Below are 17,799 nucleotides of genomic sequence, written 5' to 3' on the forward strand. Positions count from 1 at the left end.
GCTTGTCTCCTGTTCCGATTTGACTAGTGCTCGACGCGGTTGCGCCCCGCCGCCTTGGCCCGGTACATGGCCGCATCGGCCGCGCCAACCAGGCCGTCGGCCGTGTCGGCGCCGGTGATCACCCCGCCACGCACACCGATGCTGATGGTGGCCTCGATGCGATGCACGCCCCACTGGGTGGGCGTGGCCTCCACCGCCGCGCGCAAATCCTCGGCCAGGGTCAGGGCGCCGTCCAGGCCGGTGTCGGGCAAGACCACCAGAAATTCCTCGCCGCCGAAACGGCCGATCTGATCCTGGGCGCGCAGGCGGCTCTGCAAGGTCTGGGCGATGCCGTGCAGCACGCGGTCACCGGCCTGATGGCCGTAGCCGTCGTTGATGCGTTTGAAGTGGTCGATGTCCATCATCAAGACCGAGAGCAACTGCCCCTGGCGCTGCGCCCGCGCCACCGCGGCATGCAGCTGGTCGCCGATGGCGCGACGGTTGGACAGGCCGGTGAGCATGTCCTTCATCGCCAGCTCGAAATTGCGCAGCTCGGCCCGCTCCATGGTCATGTAAACAAAGCCCAGGGTCACGCTGGTGACGGCCACCAAAGTGAGCAGGAAAAGCATCGCCTGCCATTGATCCAGCTCCACGCCGGTACTGACCGCCTCCCAACCCAGCACCACGGCCACCAAACGCGCCACCAGCATCAAAGCGATGGTGCCCAGCGTCGCCAGCAAGATATAGCGCCCCCGGCCATGCTGCTTTTGCCCGGGGTCCACCAGGGCACCGAGGATCAGCCCAATCTGCACGATGAAGACCAGCGTGAACAGACCCAGCAGCACCCGGGTCTGACCCATGAACAAAAGCGCAAACAAAGGCACGAGTGCAAGCGGCAACAAGGCCCACATGCCCAGCCCTCGGCGCGCCTGAAAACGCCACACCGCCAACTGCATCAAGGCAAGCGCCGCGGACACCAGCAGATTGCCGCCCACCAAGGGTAAGGCGCTGCTCGTCTGCCCCTGCAATGCAAACAGCATATTGCCCAGGCAAAAGGCCAGGAGCGCTCCCGCCCAGGCCCACAAGGCATCACGCGAAGGCTGACCCCAGGCCATGACACTCACCCAGAGCGAGGTCAGCAAGGACAGCAGGGTGACAGCGACAAACAGCGTCGGCACGTCGAGTTTCATGCCCCATTCTAGGGTTGGGGCCGGGCCGCATGCAGGGCTAAATCACCGCTTTATGCGCTCGGTCAAGCCTTGCCCTAGCAGCTGGTCCATGGCATTCAAGGCCTCGGCATCCAAACGCCCAGCCTGTGCGGCAAGCACGAGTTGGCGTTGCGCCAGCTCGCGATAGAACTGGCCATGCGACTCACCCAGGGCATCAAAAGCCTGCAGATGGGCAGCCACCACACCACGATCACCGCGCGAGATGGGCCCCGACAAAGCGCCCGCCAGCCCACGCGACTGCGCCGCCTGCAAAGTGCCTTGTGCCAGGGGCAGCAAGGCCGGCAAGGCCTGCTCGCGCGGCAGGCCCAGGCGGGCCCAGACCTCGGCCGCCTCGTCCAGCAAGGACAGCAAGAAGCTGGCCGCAAAACTGGCCGCCCCGTGATAAGCCGCCCGCGCGCCCGGCGGCAGGCGCAAAGGCCGCATGTCCAGCAGCTGGGCCAGGCGCAGCAGCTCGGCCTGCAGCGTCGCATCGGCGCTCTCGATCGCCACCGTGCTGCCCGCCAGCAGGCCCAAGGCCTGCTGCGGGTCAGAAAAAATCTGCAGCGGATGAAAGCCCCCCACCGCCGCACCCGCCGCCAGGGCCGGGCTCAACACCGCCAACTCGGTGGCACCGCTGCAATGCAGCACCGCCTGGCCGGCCCGCCAGGGCAGGTCGCGCGCCAGGCCGGCCAGCTCATCGTCGGGCGTGCTCAAAAACACCAGATCCGCTGCCGCCACCGCCTGCTCGGCGCTCATGGCCTGGCAGCCCGGGATCTGCGCCGCCAGGGCCTGGGCTGAGGCGAGCCGGCGCGAGGCGATGGCCAACACCGGCTCGCCGCGCTGCGCCAACGCCAAGGCCAGGGTCTGGCCCAGGCGGCCGGCACCGATGAAGGCGATGGAGCTTGCCATGGGAGCTTGTCAGTAGAAACTCAAGGTTTGACGAATTTGAGCGTCATGCGATCGCTCTCGCCGATGGCCTCGTAGCGGGCCCGGTCCTTGTCCTTATTGCCCAGGGTGGGCGGCAAGGCCCAGACGCCGCCTTCGTGATCGGCCGTGTCCTTGGCGTTGGCATTGAGCTCGCTGCTGGCCGCCAGCTTGAAGCCGGCCTGCTCGGCCAGGCGGATCACATAGGCCTGGTGCAGATAGCCGCTGCTGGCTTTCGCGTCTTGCGCCTGGGCCGCGGGGCGGCGGTGGTCCACCACGCCGAACACGCCGCCGGGCTTGAGCGTGTCAAACACGCTCTTGAAGACGGCCGCCGTGGGCGCCTCGCCCAGGCTCACCCAGTTGTGGATATTGCGAAAGGTCAGCACCAGATCGACCGAGCCGGCCGGCGCCAGCGCCAGCTTGCCCGCGGCCGGGTTGAACACGCCCAGCTGCACCCTGTCATAGACGGCGGGGGTCGCCGCCAACTTTTCCTTCAGGCGGGCGGCGCTGCGCTGGTAATAGGCTTGGGCAGACTCGGGGTCGTCGCCGCCCAGGATCAGCTGGCCACGCTCACGCAGATAAGGCGCCAGGATCTCGGTGTACCAGCCGCCGCCGGGTGAGAGTTCAATCACCGTCTGCGTGGGTTTGATGCCGAAAAAGCTGAGGGTCTCGTAGGGGTGGCGCCAGCCGTCGCGGGCCACAAAGGCGGGCGTGCGTTGCGCGCCGGCAATGGCGGCCTGCAAGCCCGCATCCACCACCACGGGCGCTTGTTGGGCCTGGGCGGCAACGGAGGAAACGGCGGCGGCCAGGAACAGGCCGCTCAGAAAAAAGCTGGTTCGCATCTGCAGTCCTCGGTTGGGAAACGAAGGCCGGAGTATGGCCGCTGCCGAATCGCCCTGACGAAAGGCATGCAAGTGGCTTGCTCCCGGCCGCTGAAAAGCCATCGGTTACATTGTCGGCCCAGCCCAAGGAGTACCCCCCATGTCCACCCCATCCGCCTGCCCCGTCTGCACGCTTGAGAACACTTATCAAGACGGCGCCCTCTTCATCTGCCCGGATTGCGGCCATGAATGGGCCGCCGATGGCGCAGCCAGCGACGCGGACGAGGAAGCCGCCCCGGTGCTGAAGGATGCCAATGGCCAGATCCTGGCCGACGGCGACTCAGCCATCCTGATCAAGGACCTGAAGGTGCGCGGCACTGTGCTCAAACAAGGCGCCAAGATCAAGAGCATCCGCCTGGTGCCTGGCGACCACCCGGTGGACTGCAAGATCGACGGTCAGGGCTATCTGCTCAAGGCCGAGTTCATCAAGAAGACCTGAGCCCGCGCAGCCGGCCCCACCCGGCGCCTGCTGCCACAAGACGCGCGCTGTGAAGCGCGCTAAAGACGAGTTGCCTGCATGTCAAGGCGAGGTCAGTTCTCACGGCCTTTCTTTCTAGGGATACGCGTTCCTTCGGAGCAACAGGCCTGCCAAACAAGGATCTCCAAGTCATTGAACAGGGCTATGGTGTCCTGAGACCCGAGACGTCCCTAACGGACGACCTAGTGTGGAAGCATTGGGCGGCCGAGAAAAATTGGACCCGGTCGATCTTGGAGATAGGACATGCGATATTCGAAGTCTGGCCTGACCTTGTTGAGCTGCGCCGCGCTCGCTTTGATCAGCGCCTGCAGCAGCACCCCGCCTCGTTCCGAGGCCGATCTGATCTTCAGCGGTGGCGACATCGTGACGGTGGACGACAGCAAGCCCAGTGTCGAAGCCGTGGCGCTCAAGAATGGCCGCATCCAGGCCACCGGCAGTCGAGCCGACATACTCGCGGCACACAAGGGGCCGAACACCCGCTTGGTTGACCTGGCCGGCAAGACCTTGTTGCCAGGCTTTCTGGACCCGCACAGCCACTACATCAACGCCTTGACGGTGGCCAACCAGGTCAATGTGTTTGCACCGCCGGCGGGGCCGGGCAAGGATGTGCCGGCCATCTTGGAGGAGTTGCGCAAGTTCCGTGACAGCAAAAAGTTAGCTGCCGGGGAACTGGTGATGGCCTATGGCTACGACGATACCGCCATGCCCGGCGGGCGCTTGTTGAACCGGGATGATTTGGACAGCTTGTTCCCCAACAACCCGGTGATGGTGGGCCATGTCTCGCTGCATGGCGCGGTGTTGAATTCGGCGGCCTTGAAGAAGTACGGCGTCAGCGCCGCCACGCCGACGCCCCCCGGCGGTGTGATCGTGCGCAAGAAGGGCTCCATGGAGCCCGATGGCTTGCTGATGGAAACCGCCTTCTTGCCCATCTTTTCTCAGCTGCCCAAACCGAACGCCGAACAAGAGGTAGCCTGGACCCGCGCCGGCCAATTGCTTTACGCCGCTGCCGGCATCACGACCGCGCACGAGGGCGCCACCCATGCGAATGAGGTCGCGCTGATGCAGCGCGCGGCCGCCCAGGGGGCCAATCTGATCGACATCGTTGCCTACCCCTTCATCACCGAACTGGATGAGGTGCTCAAGGACAACCCGCCCGCCAGCTTTGGCAAGTACAAAGACCGGCTCAAGCTGGGTGGCGTAAAGGTCACCATCGACGGCTCGCCCCAGGGCAAAACCGCCTTCTTCACCACCCCCTACCTAACGGGCGGCCCCGGCGGCGAGCAGAACTGGCGCGGCGAACCCACCTTCCCCGAAGAGACGGTCAAGGGCATGGTCAAAAAGGTCTACGACCTGGGCCTGCCCTTGAATCTGCACGCCAATGGCGATGCCGCCATCGACTTGTTCCTGCGGGCGCATGAGTTTGCGGCGGCCGGCAGCCTGGACAAGGCCCGCCGCACGACCGTGATTCATTCGCAATTCGTCCGCCGCGACCAGTTGGACAAATACCTGGCCTACCGGGTGATCCCCTCCTTCTACACCGAACACACCTTCTACTTCGCCGACGCGCATATCAAGCAGCGCGGCAAGGCGCAGGCCGAGTTCATCAGCCCCATGAAGACGGCGCTGGCGATGGGCTTGCACCCCACCAATCACACCGACTTCAATGTCGCGCCCTTGGACCAGATGTTTGTGGTCTGGACGGCCGTCAACCGCGTGTCGCGCTCCGGCCAGGTTGTGGGGGCCGAGGAAAGGGTGTCGCCGCTGGACGCCATCAAGGCCATCACCATCAACGCGGCCTACCAGTACTTCGAGGAAGACAGCAAGGGCTCGATCACGCCCAGCAAGCTGGCCGATCTGGTCATCCTGGATCGCAATCCGCTCAAGGTCCCGCCGCTGGAAATCAAGGACATCCGCGTGCTGGAAACTTTCAAGGAGGGGCAGTCCATTTACAAGGCGCCCTGATCCATGTCCACCTTCTTTCATCTCCCTACACATTCAGGCAAAGACGCTATGAGTTCCATCCAGAAGTTTCAGAATCCTCGCGCACAGATTGGCGCACTCAGCTTGCTTTGCGCGCTGAGCTTGAGCACTAGCGCCCAGGCCCAATCGGGCAGCTCAGAAGAAGACCTGGTCAAGGCCACGGCCAACCCGGTTGCCGCCATGATCAGCCTGCCCCTGCAAAGCAATTGGGAGCGCGGCTTTGGCCCCGACAACAAGCTGCGCTACACCCTCAATGTGCAGCCGGTGATTCCAGTCAAGCTGAACGATGACTGGAATCTGGTGACCCGAACGATTGTTCCCGTCGTTCATATGCCCGCCCTGGAAACCGGCCAGAGCGACACCTGGGGCATCAGCGACACAACGATGAGCTTGCTCGTCTCGCCCAGCAAGGTGAGCCGCATGATTTGGGCGGCAGGCGGTGTCTTCCTGCTGCCGACGGCCAGCGCCGATGTGCTGGCGAGCAAGAAGTTTGGTCTCGGCCCTAGCGCCGTGGCCTTGATTCAAGAAGGCCCCTGGACCTATGGCGGCTTGGCCAACCACATCTGGTCGGTGGCCGGCAGCGACAGCCGACCCAAGATCAGCCAGACCTATCTCAACCCCTTCCTGACCTATGCCTTCGGCGGTGGCTGGAGCGCCACCATGCAGGCCGAGTTCACCCAGAACTGGGAGGCTGAGAGCGGCAAGCAGAGCACGGCCGTGTGGACGCCCGTGGTGTCCAAGCTGCTAAAGATTGAGGGCCAAGCCCTCAGCGTCGGCGTGGGCTATCGGCACTACAGCAACACGCCCAACGGCAGCCCCGACAACGGCCTGCGCCTGGTCTTCAACTTCCTGTTCCCCAGGTAAGCCAGCCAGCCGCCTCTCAAGGCTTTGGCCTGAGCTTGATCTCGAACAGCTTGGGCCAAAGCTTGCCGGTCACGAAGATGCGCTTGCTGGCCGGGTCGTAGGCAATGCCGTTGAGCACATCGGCATTGCTCTGCCGCCTATCGCTGGCGCTCAAAAGCCCGCTCAGATCGATCCAGCCGGTAACTTGGCCGGTCCTGGGGTCGATGCGGGCGATGCGGTCGGTCTGCCAGATATTGGCCCAGACCTCGCCCTCCACCCATTCCAGCTCATTGAGCTGAGTCACCGGCTTGCCCGCAGCACTAACGCGCAAACGACGCAGCTCACGCAAGGTCTTGGGGTCGAGAAAGCGCAGTTCCTCGGTGCCGTCGCTCATGATGATCTCTTGGCCGTTATGCGTCAGGCCCCAGCCCTCGCCGGGGTAGCTGAAGCGGGCTTGAGGCTTGAAGGTCTGCACATCCAGCACATAGCCAAACTGGGACTGCCAGGTGATGCCGATCAGGCGTTCTTCCCAAATCGTGATGCCCTCGCCGAACAAGGCATCGGGCAGGCCGGCTTGCTGCAGAACGCGGCCGGTTTTCAACTCCACCTTGCGCACCGTGGACTGGCCTTGCAGCCCCGTGCTCTCGTACAGAAACCCGCCCCTGTAGACCAGGCCCTGGGTGAAGGCCTCCGGATCGTGCGGGTAGCTGTGGACCACTTCATAGCCGTAGACCGGCGGGGCCTTGGCGGCATTCGCGGGCAGCTGGCTGATTCTTTGGGCCAGCGCACTGGGTGAAGCGGCGACGGCCACCAGCACACCCAGGCAGATCAGCAACAGCCCGAGGCCTGAGGCCCGCGAGAGCTCAAGAACAGAAAGGCGAGCGCGCATGCAAAAGATCCCCCGAGGATTGATGAGCAAGACAGGCGCGCACTCTACCTCGCGCTGCGATTCAAGGTCCTGCAGCAGGGCGGAGCAGTCCCCCCAAAAGATGGGCGATCTGCGTACGGCGGGCATGGCGGCCATGGGCCCGAAAGCACCGGCAACTTCTAGACTGCGAGCACTCAAAACTGTTCAATCCGCCTGGATCCCGGCATGCAGTAAAGCGGATTCGCGCGCAGGAGATGCGAATGCCTACCCGCGAGATCGAATCTGTATCACCCCGCAAGATACCGTCTAATTTATACGTTACTTTCGTCACACCGGACCCGAATCGCGGCGGGCGCAAGACCGTCGCCCGCTTGAGCGCGTGGGTGCTAAGCCTGGGCCTGGCCGCATGCGGGGGCGGCGGAGGCGGCGGAGAGGGCAGCCCAGCGCCAACACCTGAACCAAAGCCTCCAAATCTGCCGCCCGTCACCGAGCTTCCCGCGCCTGATTTGCTGGCGAGACGGCAACAGGTCCAGACTTTTGTGGCGGAGCAAAAGTCCAAGATCGAAGCCGTCGACTGCCAGCGCGGCTCGCATGCGCTGTGCGAGAACCTCGTCGACCTTCGCTTCTCGCAAGGCCAGGCCCGACCAGAGAAGCTGCGCGCCGACCAGACCATTCTGCTGATCGATGGCGGCATAGGCCATGCCGCCACCTTGCGCTACCGCTCGCGCATATTGGCTTACTACCGCGTCAGCGAAAGCTCGGGCTTGGTGGAGGCCCACGATCCGGTGATCGCCAACACCCCGCGCTGGGGTGCCGAGCTGCTGCGCGCCATTGACGGCTTTCAGTCACCCGACGCCACCGGGCAGCTGCGCCCCAGCTTTGTCCCCGCCGCATGGTTGCGCCCTTTGCGCCCCTTGCTCAGCGGGCCGCGCGACTTCGCCATGCTGGACCGAATCCCCCACGGCAATATGGTGCTGGCTCAGTTGGTAGAGGCCAATCCACAGGCCGGCTTTGTGGTGCTGGACCCTATCCCTATCCAGTCCTTGCTCAAAGCCCATCGCAGCAGCGTTTGCGCCAAGGACTGGGCCTCGGTGGAGCGCGGCGTGCAAGCCATGGCGCAAAGCCTCAAGGAGGTACTGCAAGGCCACGGCGTTGACTATGTGAACCTGTCCGGTGGCCTGGACACCGGCAATCTTCCGGACAGCTGGGGCGCGCTGAACTGCGGCTTTACCTTGGGGCAGGCCGAGGCGCAGGCTTTGATCCTGGCCTTCCGGCCCCTGTATGCCGCGCTGTTTGAGAGCCCCCAGATCCTCGGCGTGCAGGCGGCCGGGGTGATGATGACACCGACCAGCCACCCACTGGAAGCCCTGCCCCTGGCGCACCGGCTACGGGTGAGCTATTTCCACCCACTGGCCGAGCAACTGCCAGCGGATGGCGTCACTGGCAACCGGCGCCCAGCGGTGCTGGAGCCCAACGCGGCCGATCGGGCCATGGTCGACGTCTTCCTCAGCACCGGCATGTTGGACGATAGCTTCAGGCCAGGCTTCAACGCCGCGCCACCCCTGATCACCGACTCGGTCTACGGCCTTGATCTCACGCCGGTGTTTCATGCCAGCCCATCGTGGTCGGCACCTCAGGCGCTCAATCGTCTCATCCACCTCAAGCGCCTGCTCGCACCCACGCTGCCGCCAGAGGCCCCGCTGGACCCGGCACTGATCCAGCGCATGAAAGACGCCTTGACGCCCATGGGTTGCAGCTGGGCCCCTGAAGACAGCGGCCGCTGCAAGCTGCAAGACCCCGCCTGGCACCGCCAGCAGGAGCTGTTCCGCCAGGCTTGGCTACCCCCGAGCTGGAACTGGGCCGCGCCTTGAATCGGCGAATGCAGGCCTACAGGCAGCTCGGCGGGCTGCCGGATTTTTAGACCCGAAGACTGAGTTTTAGAACAGAGAGAAAGAGAAGCTCTATGGCATCCATTCGTCAACCAGCATCGCAGGCCATTTCTGCTATCGCTCTGATGGCTTTGTGCGCTTGCGGAGGTGGAGGGGGTGGCGGCGCTGCCGACACGCCTCAGCCCCAACCGCCTGCACCACCCCCGCCCACCACGCCCACCACCCCCACGACACCAACAACACCAACGCCCCCCACAACTCCTACTACTCCCACTACTCCGACTACTCCTACAACCCCACCTACACCACCTACACCACCTACCCCGACGCCCCCGCCCCCACCCGCGCTGGCGGTTCATTCCAGCTACATCCCCAAACCCACGGCCTATGACAGCGAGTGGCGTCTGCCCGAGGGCGAGGCGATCAAGGCCAAATTGCTGCCCGCCACCGCCTTCCAGCCAGCAGCGGCCAACCCCCATGGCTGGGAGCGACGCGCCGAGGTGCTGGGCTCGGGTGTGTACAGGGTCGAGCTGCAGAAGGGCCACTTCTACCGCTTTGGCAGCAGCAACGAATGGTCATTCAATCTGACCGTTTTTGATGAAGCGGGCTACCAGCTCTACGCCGGGTTGAACGAGCCCGACCGCATCGGCAGCTTGGGCAAGCTGGCCCACCCCATGCTCGCCCTGCGCGACGGCCCGGTGTTCGTCAAAGTCGAGGTCAGCGGCGGCGCCAGCTCCAATTTGGTGGACTTACAGGTCGAAAGCAGTGCCGCAACGCGCGGCAGCGATCAAGCCAGCACCGTCGATCTCGCTGCCGCGGGCTCAGGCAGTGGCGCCGCCAAGGCCGCAGCCGAAGCCGCTTTTTACGGTGGCGCGGGTGGCAACCACATTGTCGGCAAGCCACAGGCAGTCAACCTCATTTACGCGGGTAATGGCAACGATGTGATCGAGCTCAAGACCGCTTCTGACAAGCTTTCTTTGATCGACGGCGGCCTGGCTCGTGACACCTTGGTGCTGGGCTTCTCCAGCCAGTTGGCCAAGCTCAAGCGTGTCAACGCCTTCGGCCCTTTCCGCCTGGTCGTGACGCCTGTTTCCGGCCAGCACGACGCCCATCTGCTCAGCGGCAGCCCCGATGGTGCGCGGCTGATCCTGCGCAGCATCGAGCGCATCCAGTTCAGCGACAAGACCGTGGAGATGCGAGACCTGGCCGGGTACTGAGGAGGCCTCATCACCGCCTTCTCGCGGCGCTGCAGAGGGAGATGAAGGCCAAGGGGCTGAACCTGCGGACTCAGCCCCTTGTCGAAAACCAGGATGGGGCTTCGTCGCCAGCATGGCGACACTGCCAGGGCTCGCGAACTATTCTTTGTTCACCATCGAAAGGCCCCCGGATGAAATCACCTCACCCTGCTTCTGCCGCCCTGCGCGCCCTCGCTGCCGCCCTCGTCCTAGCGCCCGCCCTGCCCGCCTTGGCCGCGCCGGTGGCTTACGACATCGACCCCAGCCACACCTACCCCAGCTTCGAGGCCGACCATATGGGCATGTCCTACTGGCGCGGCAAGCTGAACAAGAACGCCGGCAGCATCAAATACGACAAGACCACAGGCGCCGGCAGCGTCGAAGTAACGATGGACCTGAGCAGCATCGACTTCGGCCAGCCCGCCATGAACAGCTGGGCCATTGGCAAGGATTTTTTCAATCTGACGGAGAAGGGCAAGGACCCAAGCGCGACGTTCAAGGGCCGCTTCGAAGGCGGCGGCAAAGACAAGGCGCCGACTCAGGTCGTCGGTGAGCTGAGCCTGAACGGCCAGACCCGGCCCATGACCTTGACGATTCACCAACTCAAGTGCATGCCCCACCCCATGCTCAAACGCGACTTCTGCGGCGCCGACGCCTCCGGCAGCTTCCAGCGCGACGAGTTCGGCCTGAGCGCGGGCAAGGACTGGGGTTTCAAGATGGAGGTGAAGCTAAGGATTCAGGTGGAGGCGGTGGCGAGGGAGTGAGTGAGTCGGGGTGAGTAGTAGGTCGGGGTTAGCGCAGCGTAACCCGACGCCCACAGGGCCATCGCCGCCGCCCAGGCCGATGCTGGCAAAGTTGTCGGGTTACGCTGCGCTAACCCAAGCTACGGACCTATGAGCGAAATCATCGTTAGATGCGCCACCCTCGCAGACATCCCGGCCATGCACCGGGTCCGTCTTGCCGTCCGCGAGAACAGATTAGCGCCGAATACCCGCATCAAGGAGGCCAGCTACATCCCCTATCTGGAAACGCTAGGGCGCGGCTGGGTGCTGGAGAAAGACGGCGTCGTGCTCGCCTTCGCCATCGGCGAGCGGGCGACGGGAAACATCTGGGCCGTCTTCGTACACCAAGACCACGAAGGCCTGGGCTACGGCAAGCGGGTTCAGGCGCCCATGGTTGAATGGTTGTTTGCCCAAGAAGGGCTTGAGCGCATTCATCTCAGCACCGGCGCCGGAACCCGCGCTGAAGGCTTTTATGCCGCGACAGGATGGACCTTCACGGGGCTTGACGCCGACGGTGATGCCTTGTTTGAGCAGCGTCGGCCCGCTGATCTGGCTTGAACCGCAGTTGTAGGTCGGGTTAGCGCAGCGTAACCCGACGCCCACTTGGCCACTATCGGAGCCCCTGGCAGATGCTGAGCCTGTCAGCCAGAGCATTTGCGACAAGCTCGTCCGAATCCTTTTGTTTGCCTGTTTGTCGAAAGTTGTCGGGTTACGCTGCGCTAACCCGACCTACACGCTCGGGTAATCTTCTCCATGGAATTTACCTTTCAAGTGGCAGCTGATTAATGACTTCGAGAACGCCAATCTTGGCGCATTGACGCCGTTTGCCAGAAGTTGGGAAGTCCCTTCGTATCCCTACGCGCTGAACACGTTATGCATTCCAATATTGACCTTGGAAGGCGTCCATTCTCGCCGATTGAACAACTCAACATTCCAAACAACTACAAAAACAATAAGTCGCCACGTAAGCCGCAGCACAAACTTTGGTGATGAAATGAAACCAACACTAAAACTAGCACCAATATTTCTATGGTGCCTTGTGGCAAATTCCTGGGCAGGACGCGCTCCACTACAAGAAACTTGTCATGTAATTCCCCTGGAAAAAGCCACGACCAAACTCAAAACAACTATAGCCGCCAAAAGTTGCGTGAACAAATTCGGAGATCGCAGGGAGTACTACTACAGTAAATCAAAGGAGATCCACGGGGTTTGCCATCAAAGAAAAAGTATTTTATATTTTTTCAAGGAAGAGGGAAAAGAAAAATTCAATATCATTACATTCGATCAAATGAAAATCCAATTAAGTGGATGCGCAAACCTGGATGAAAGCGAATATTCTTATACTGCCGGTATTAACGGAAGTGAATTTCTTCAAATACATGAGTATGTTTCAAATATATTGAATTCATCCGACAAGCGAGTCAAACGAGAACAATGTGCAGATGGTTCACTGGAAAATTTTTCCATGCATCAAGTACGAAAAAATGCGCCCCTTCTAGGAAAACCTGGATTCGTAGAAGTGGGGCTTACTACAAGCTGCCCTCCTGGACTTCTTGTTAGAAATCTTAGGCTAACTCAATATCTCCTGAGGTCCAATGACTGGGATATCTCAATTTTGGATTGAGCAAAAAATCGGCGACAGTTCTTAACTATTAACCCGCGGAATGAGCTCCTCACCCATGAACTCCGCAAAATAAAATCGAACGAGGCGACACGCAGCGAAAAAAAGAAGAGCGGGACACCCATCAAAATGACAGCCCATCAAACGGCAGAACCCGACCCAAACTTAAACAGGTCTCCACGATCTTGCAGCATTGAAACCCACTCGACACCTATACGCCCTAGGCGTATAGTCCCAACATGCTCACGGTCGTTGAAACCCTGCTCTTCCAAAAGCAATGGCCGCTCTACTGGACGGAGGAGGAGCGGGGGGAGTTCGCGGCATACATCGCTGACTACCCAGACGCCGGGGACGTGGTGCCCGAATCGGGCGGCATACGCAAAGTCCGTTGGAGCCGCGCGGGTTCAGGCAAGTCGGGTGGCGTTCGCGTCATCTACTTCACCCGAACACTGGCAGGAGAAATTGTTCTGCTGACGCTGTATGCAAAGTCAAAAACAGACAACCTGACCGGCCCAAAGCTCAAGGAGATTCGTCGTGCCCTCGAAAGTTAAGCCTCTCACCGACACACAGCTGCGCGCCTTTGAGGCCACTCGCGACCTCGCTGCGGATTTGCTGGAATCGGTGCGCCAGATGAAGGCTGGCAAGACCTCGGTTGTGCGTTCGCCAGCCATTGAAGCCAGAGAGCGCACCGGCCTGTCGCAGTCTCAGTTCGCAGCGCTGCTCGGCGTGTCCGTTAGAACCCTGCAGGGCTGGGAGCAAGGCCGCAAGGAGCCAAGTGGCGCAGCGCGAACACTGCTCGCCATTGCACGCACCAACCCCAAGGCCCTGCTGGACGTCGCGGGCAAACAATAAGCGCAGGTCCCATTGCATCCCAGCAAAGCCCACCCTCACCCCACCGGCAACGCCGTCTCATACTTCACCTCGCGTAACACCACATTGCTACGCACACTAGACACGCCGGGAATCTTGAAGATTTGGGATTGCAGGAACAGGTCGTAAGCCTTCATGTCCGGCACCACCACCTTGATGACGTAGTCCGCCTCGCCGGTGATGCCGTAGCACTCGATGATCTCGCGGCTGGCCAGGGCCAGGCGCTCGAATTGCTCGACCGCACCCTCGCTATGCCGTACCAGGCTGACGTTAGCCATCACGCAGATATTGAGGCCTAGCTTTTCGCGGTCCACCAGGGCCACATGGCGGCGGATGACGCCGCTTTCTTCTAACTCTTTGATGCGCCGCCACACGGGCGTGGCGGAGAGGCCCACCTTGTCGGCCAGGGCTTGGGTGCTCTGCCGGCTGTCGGCTTGCAAGGCCTCCAGAATCTGGCGCGTGGCTCGGTCGAAACGTTCACTATCCATTTTGTCCACCTTTGAGAGAAATTCTCTCATTGACCAGTGGAAATTGGGTAAACGGAGTAAGTATCTCCGCCGCTTCTGCACAAAAATCCCCGGCTACTTTTAGAAAATTAGACGGAGACCGTCCATGTCAGCCAGCAACAGCGCTTCCCCAAGCCAGCCGACCGCGCCCGATTTGCGCCCCTACAAGCTCTCCGACAACCTGGCCGCCACGAGCGGCGCGGTTTTCTTGACCGGCACCCAAGCCATCGTGCGCCTGCTGCTGGCGCAAAAGGCGCAGGACGAAAAGGCCGGACTGAACACCGCCGGTTTTGTCTCGGGCTATCGCGGCTCGCCGCTGGGCATGGTGGACCAGCAGCTGTGGAAGGCCAAGAAGTTCCTCGATGCGGCGAAGGTCAACTTCCTGCCCGCCATCAATGAAGACCTCGCCGCCACGGCCTGCCTGGGCGTGCAGCGCGTGGCCCTGGACCCCAAGCGCACGGCCGAGGGCGTGTTTGCCATGTGGTACGGCAAGGGCCCGGGCGTGGACCGCTCGGGCGATGCGCTCAAGCATGGCAATGTCTACGGCACTTCCAAGCAAGGCGGCGTGCTGGTCGTCTGCGGCGATGACCATGGCTGCGTGTCCTCCAGCACCCCGCACCAAAGCGATCTGGCCCTGCAAGCCTGGCATATGCCCATCGTGCACCCGGGCAATGTGGCGGAGTATCTGGAGTTCGGCCTTTACGGCTGGGCGCTGAGCCGCTTCTCCTCGACCTGGGTGGGCTTCAAGGCCATCTCGGAGGTGGTGGAGTCGGGCATGACGGTGGATCTGGATGCCATCCAGACGGAGTTTGTGAACCCGCCCGATTTCCAGTCGCCGGTGGATCTGCATATCCGCGCGGTGGACCTGCCCTCGCTGGAGCTGGAGTCGCGCCTGGAGCACAAGTTTGCGGCCGTGCGCGCCTTTGCCAAGCTCAACGCCAGCATCGACAAGCACATCGTCGTCAGCCCGCAGGCCAAGCTCGGCATCGTCACCGTCGGGAAAGCGCATTACGACTTCATGGAAGTGCTGCGCCGCCTGAACCTGAGCACGGTGGACCTGGCCCTGGCCGGTGTGCGGGTCTACAAGGTGGGCCTGGTGTTCCCGCTGGAAACGACACGCATGGCGGCCTTCGCCCAGGGCCTGAGCGACATCCTGGTGATCGAAGAAAAAGCCCCGGTGGTGGAGCGCCAGATCAAGGAACTGCTCTACCACCTGCCCGACGCGCAACGCCCGCACGTCATCGGCAAGACCGATGAGCTGGGCCAGCCGGTGCTCAGCGCCATCGGCGAGCTGCGCCCCTCGCGCATCATGAGCACGGTGGCCCGCTGGCTGGCGCGGCTCTCGCCCTCGCTGGACCGCCAGGAACTCGTGCGCGACTTCCTCACCCCCTGCTTGCTAAGCAATGCGGCCGACGGTGTGCGCCGCCAGCCCTACTTCTGCTCGGGCTGCCCGCACAACACTTCCACCAAGCTGCCAGACGGCTCGCGCGCCCTGGCCGGTATCGGCTGCCACTTCATGGCCAGCTGGATGGAGCGCGGCACCTCAGGCCTGATCCAGATGGGCGCCGAGGGCGTGGACTGGGCGGCGGCCTCGCGCTTCACCACCGAGAAGCATGTGTTCCAGAACCTGGGTGACGGTACTTACTACCACAGCGGGTATTTGGCGATCCGCCAGGCCATCGCCGCCAAGACGAATATCACCTACAAGATTCTCTACAACGACGCCGTCGCCATGACCGGCGGCCAGCCGGTGGACGGCCAGACCAGCGTGCCCCAGATCGCCCGCCAGGTGGAGGCCGAGGGCGTGAAGAAGCTGGTGGTGGTGTCCGATGAGATTGGCAAGTACGAGGGCCACCACGGCCTCTTCCCCGCCGGCACCACGTTCCACGACCGCAGCGAGCTGGACGCGGTGCAGCGCGACTTGCGCGAGATCGAGGGCGTGACCGTCTTGATCTACGACCAGACCTGCGCCGCCGAGAAGCGCCGCCGCCGCAAGAAGAAAGAGTTCGTCGATCCGCCCAAGCGCATCTTCATCAACGAGCAGGTCTGCGAAGGCTGCGGCGACTGCGGCCAGGCCAGCAACTGCCTGTCCGTCGTGCCGGTGGAAACCGACTTCGGCCGCAAGCGCGCCATCGAGCAAAGCAGCTGCAACAAGGACTTCTCTTGCGTCAATGGCTTTTGCCCCAGCTTTGTCTCGGTGCACGGCGCCCAACTCAAAAAACGCGAAGGTGCGGCCTTCACCGCCCAGGACCTGAGCCGCGAAGTGGCCGCACTGACGGCCCCCGCCACCTGGGACTGGACGGGCCCGTTTGACTTGCTCGTCACCGGCGTGGGTGGCACCGGCGTGGTGACCGTGGGGGCGCTGGTTTCCATGGCGGCGCATCTGGAAGGCAAGCAGGCCTCGGTGCTGGACTTCATGGGCTTTGCGCAAAAAGGCGGCTCGGTCCTGAGCTTTGTGCGCCTGGCCCCGAGCAAGGAACTGCTCAACCAGGTGCGCATCGACACCCAACAGGCCGATGTGCTCTTGGCCTGCGACAAGGTGGTGGGCGCCTCGCCCGACGCCCTGGGCACCGTCAAGCCCGGCCGCACCGTCATCCTGGCCAACACGCATGAGCTGCCCACGGCCGCTTTTGTGCGCAACCCCGATGCCAATCTGCAAGGCGAATCCCTGCTGGCCAAGATGCTGCATGCGGTGGGTAACGATGCGAGCTTGCTGTCCACCATCGACGCCCAGGCGATTGCCCAAACCATGATGGGCGACACCATGCCCAGCAACATCATCATGCTGGGCGCTTGCTGGCAGCGCGGCCTGATCCCCTTGAGCGAGGCGGCACTGATGCGCGCCATCGAACTCAACGGCGTGGCGGTGGAAGGCAATAAGACCGCCTTCGCCCTGGGCCGCCTGGCCATTGGCGCGCCCGAGGCCTTGGCGCGCCTGAGCGGCCCCCAGCCTCAGAAGGTTCAGCTGCTGCTGGGCCAAGACAAATTGGACGGCCCCGAGGGCTTGATCGCCCGCCGCGTCCAGCATCTGACGGCTTACCAAGATGCCGCCTACGCCAAGCGTTATACCGAGCTGGTGCAGAAGGTGCGTGCAGCCGAGGCCCAGCTGGGCGAAGCAGGCAAGGCCGAGCGCCTGAGCAAAGCCGTGGCGCGCTACTACGCCAAGCTCTTGGCCATCAAGGACGAATGGGAAGTCGCCCGCCTCTACACCGACGGCACGTTTGAAGCCAGCATGAAGGCCCAGTTCGACAACTGGGAGTCCTTGAGCTTCCATATGGCGCCGCCGCTCTTGGCCAAGCCGGGCAAAGACGGCCGGGTGAAGAAGATCGCCCTGGGCTCCTGGACCTTCCAGGCGCTCAAAGTGATGGCCAAGTTCAAGAGCTTGCGCGGCGGCGTGCTGGACATCTTCGGCAAGACCGAGGAGCGCCGCATGGAGCGCGGTCTGATCCACGAGTACGAGGCGCTAATCGACGAGCTGCTGCAAGGCCTGAAGGCAGACGGCAGCAAGGACCGGCTGGACCTGGCCGTCAAGTTGGCCCGCCTGCCCGAGACAATTCGCGGTTACGGCCACGTCAAGCTGGCCAATGTGGTCAGCGTCAAGGCGCAGTGGAAGGACTTGCTGGACCGCTTCCACGGCCGCGCCGTGGAGAGCAAGCCGGTGGCCATGCCCCAGCCCGCCGCCCGCATCAAGGGCGTGGCGGAGTTGTGATCGACCAGGCTTGACCCCAAGCGCCC

General features: G+C 62.8%; 17 protein-coding genes. 12 read left to right on the forward strand and 5 right to left on the reverse strand.

Annotation, left to right across the window (positions count from 1 at the left end; genetic code table 11):
- Positions 1-23: 23 nt before the first annotated feature.
- From DBR47_RS19855 to DBR47_RS19865, 3 genes are read right to left on the reverse strand one after another with little or no spacing between them, the layout of a single operon-like run.
- Positions 24-1,169 (reverse strand): diguanylate cyclase, encoded by a 1,146-nt coding sequence (locus tag DBR47_RS19855; RefSeq protein WP_124453329.1) that lies wholly within the window; start codon positions 1,167-1,169, stop codon positions 24-26.
- A gap of 42 nt (positions 1,170-1,211) precedes the next feature.
- On the reverse strand, positions 1,212-2,096 hold the full coding sequence (locus DBR47_RS19860; protein ID WP_124453331.1) for a Rossmann-like and DUF2520 domain-containing protein: 885 nt from the start codon (positions 2,094-2,096) through the stop codon (positions 1,212-1,214).
- Between the two features lie 20 nt (positions 2,097-2,116).
- Entirely contained in the window at positions 2,117-2,953 is an 837-nt protein-coding gene (locus DBR47_RS19865) for a class I SAM-dependent methyltransferase (RefSeq protein ID WP_231512412.1), read from the reverse strand.
- A gap of 139 nt (positions 2,954-3,092) precedes the next feature.
- Between DBR47_RS19865 and DBR47_RS19870 the strand changes: the two genes are divergently transcribed.
- From DBR47_RS19870 to DBR47_RS19880, 3 genes are all read left to right on the forward strand, one after another.
- Positions 3,093-3,431 (forward strand): zinc ribbon domain-containing protein YjdM, encoded by a 339-nt coding sequence (locus tag DBR47_RS19870; RefSeq protein ID WP_124453333.1) that lies wholly within the window; start codon positions 3,093-3,095, stop codon positions 3,429-3,431.
- 282 nt (positions 3,432-3,713) lie between these two features.
- On the forward strand, positions 3,714-5,432 hold the full coding sequence (locus DBR47_RS19875) for an amidohydrolase (RefSeq protein ID WP_124453335.1): 1,719 nt from the start codon (positions 3,714-3,716) through the stop codon (positions 5,430-5,432).
- 48 nt (positions 5,433-5,480) lie between these two features.
- A complete protein-coding gene (locus DBR47_RS19880; protein ID WP_124453337.1) occupies positions 5,481-6,314 on the forward strand; it encodes a transporter in 834 nt (277 codons plus the stop codon).
- 16 nt (positions 6,315-6,330) lie between these two features.
- Here the strand turns inward: DBR47_RS19880 and DBR47_RS19885 are convergent, their stop codons facing one another.
- Positions 6,331-7,182: a glutaminyl-peptide cyclotransferase gene (locus DBR47_RS19885; RefSeq protein ID WP_124453339.1), complete on the reverse strand. Its 852-nt coding sequence runs from the start codon at positions 7,180-7,182 to the stop codon at positions 6,331-6,333.
- 518 nt (positions 7,183-7,700) lie between these two features.
- Between DBR47_RS19885 and DBR47_RS19890 the strand changes: the two genes are divergently transcribed.
- The 8 genes from DBR47_RS19890 to DBR47_RS19920 all read left to right on the forward strand — a co-directional run bounded on the left by DBR47_RS19890 (position 7,701) and on the right by DBR47_RS19920 (position 13,540).
- On the forward strand, positions 7,701-9,032 hold the full coding sequence (locus DBR47_RS19890; RefSeq protein WP_124453341.1) for a hypothetical protein: 1,332 nt from the start codon (positions 7,701-7,703) through the stop codon (positions 9,030-9,032).
- Between the two features lie 157 nt (positions 9,033-9,189).
- Positions 9,190-9,441 (forward strand): hypothetical protein, encoded by a 252-nt coding sequence (locus tag DBR47_RS19895; protein WP_156089054.1) that lies wholly within the window; start codon positions 9,190-9,192, stop codon positions 9,439-9,441.
- 43 nt (positions 9,442-9,484) lie between these two features.
- Complete coding sequence (locus tag DBR47_RS24620) at positions 9,485-10,267, forward strand: hypothetical protein (protein ID WP_156089055.1); 783 nt, start codon at positions 9,485-9,487, stop codon at positions 10,265-10,267.
- Between the two features lie 170 nt (positions 10,268-10,437).
- On the forward strand, positions 10,438-11,049 hold the full coding sequence (locus tag DBR47_RS19900) for a YceI family protein (RefSeq protein WP_124453343.1): 612 nt from the start codon (positions 10,438-10,440) through the stop codon (positions 11,047-11,049).
- Between the two features lie 129 nt (positions 11,050-11,178).
- Positions 11,179-11,625 (forward strand): GNAT family N-acetyltransferase, encoded by a 447-nt coding sequence (locus DBR47_RS19905; RefSeq protein WP_231512413.1) that lies wholly within the window; start codon positions 11,179-11,181, stop codon positions 11,623-11,625.
- A 334-nt stretch (positions 11,626-11,959) separates the two neighbouring features.
- Positions 11,960-12,691, forward strand: a complete 732-nt coding sequence (locus DBR47_RS19910) for a hypothetical protein (protein ID WP_124453345.1) — start codon at positions 11,960-11,962, stop codon at positions 12,689-12,691.
- Between the two features lie 236 nt (positions 12,692-12,927).
- The gene (locus DBR47_RS19915; protein WP_124453347.1) at positions 12,928-13,239 is read left to right on the forward strand and encodes a type II toxin-antitoxin system RelE/ParE family toxin; all 312 of its coding nucleotides are present in this window, start codon (positions 12,928-12,930) and stop codon (positions 13,237-13,239) included.
- On the forward strand, positions 13,223-13,540 hold the full coding sequence (locus DBR47_RS19920; RefSeq protein WP_124453349.1) for a DNA-binding transcriptional regulator: 318 nt from the start codon (positions 13,223-13,225) through the stop codon (positions 13,538-13,540). Before DBR47_RS19915 ends, DBR47_RS19920 begins: the two co-directional genes overlap by 17 nt.
- 35 nt (positions 13,541-13,575) lie before the next feature.
- Here DBR47_RS19920 and DBR47_RS19925 read toward each other — a convergent pair whose 3' ends face one another.
- Positions 13,576-14,046 carry an Lrp/AsnC family transcriptional regulator gene (locus DBR47_RS19925; RefSeq protein ID WP_124453351.1) on the reverse strand — a complete coding sequence of 157 codons (471 nt, stop codon included), beginning with the start codon at positions 14,044-14,046 and terminating at the stop codon, positions 13,576-13,578.
- A gap of 124 nt (positions 14,047-14,170) precedes the next feature.
- Here DBR47_RS19925 and DBR47_RS19930 point away from each other — a divergent pair, with 124 nt between their 5' ends.
- Positions 14,171-17,773, forward strand: a complete 3,603-nt coding sequence (locus DBR47_RS19930; protein ID WP_124453353.1) for an indolepyruvate ferredoxin oxidoreductase family protein — start codon at positions 14,171-14,173, stop codon at positions 17,771-17,773.
- Positions 17,774-17,799 lie beyond the last annotated feature (26 nt).

The sequence above is a fragment of the Paucibacter sp. KBW04 genome (assembly GCF_003852425.1).
In the GTDB taxonomy this organism is placed as follows: Bacteria; Pseudomonadota; Gammaproteobacteria; order Burkholderiales; family Burkholderiaceae_C; genus Paucibacter_A.

Excerpts from the sequence above, each read along its gene's own strand:
- DBR47_RS19860 (WP_124453331.1), bottom strand. The coding sequence starts at position 2,096 with ATGGCAAGCTCCATCGCCTTCATCGGTGCCGGCCGCCTGGGCCAGACC.
- DBR47_RS19915 (WP_124453347.1), top strand. The coding sequence starts at position 12,928 with ATGCTCACGGTCGTTGAAACCCTGCTCTTCCAAAAGCAATGGCCGCTC.
- DBR47_RS19925 (WP_124453351.1), bottom strand. The coding sequence starts at position 14,046 with ATGGATAGTGAACGTTTCGACCGAGCCACGCGCCAGATTCTGGAGGCC.
- DBR47_RS19900 (WP_124453343.1), top strand. The coding sequence starts at position 10,438 with ATGAAATCACCTCACCCTGCTTCTGCCGCCCTGCGCGCCCTCGCTGCC.
- DBR47_RS19870 (WP_124453333.1), top strand. The coding sequence starts at position 3,093 with ATGTCCACCCCATCCGCCTGCCCCGTCTGCACGCTTGAGAACACTTAT.
- DBR47_RS19875 (WP_124453335.1), top strand. The coding sequence starts at position 3,714 with ATGCGATATTCGAAGTCTGGCCTGACCTTGTTGAGCTGCGCCGCGCTC.
- DBR47_RS19905 (WP_231512413.1), top strand. The coding sequence starts at position 11,179 with ATGAGCGAAATCATCGTTAGATGCGCCACCCTCGCAGACATCCCGGCC.
- DBR47_RS19885 (WP_124453339.1), bottom strand. The coding sequence starts at position 7,182 with ATGCGCGCTCGCCTTTCTGTTCTTGAGCTCTCGCGGGCCTCAGGCCTC.
- DBR47_RS19865 (WP_231512412.1), bottom strand. The coding sequence starts at position 2,953 with ATGCGAACCAGCTTTTTTCTGAGCGGCCTGTTCCTGGCCGCCGCCGTT.
- DBR47_RS19880 (WP_124453337.1), top strand. The coding sequence starts at position 5,481 with ATGAGTTCCATCCAGAAGTTTCAGAATCCTCGCGCACAGATTGGCGCA.
- DBR47_RS19855 (WP_124453329.1), bottom strand. The coding sequence starts at position 1,169 with ATGAAACTCGACGTGCCGACGCTGTTTGTCGCTGTCACCCTGCTGTCC.
- DBR47_RS19930 (WP_124453353.1), top strand. The coding sequence starts at position 14,171 with ATGTCAGCCAGCAACAGCGCTTCCCCAAGCCAGCCGACCGCGCCCGAT.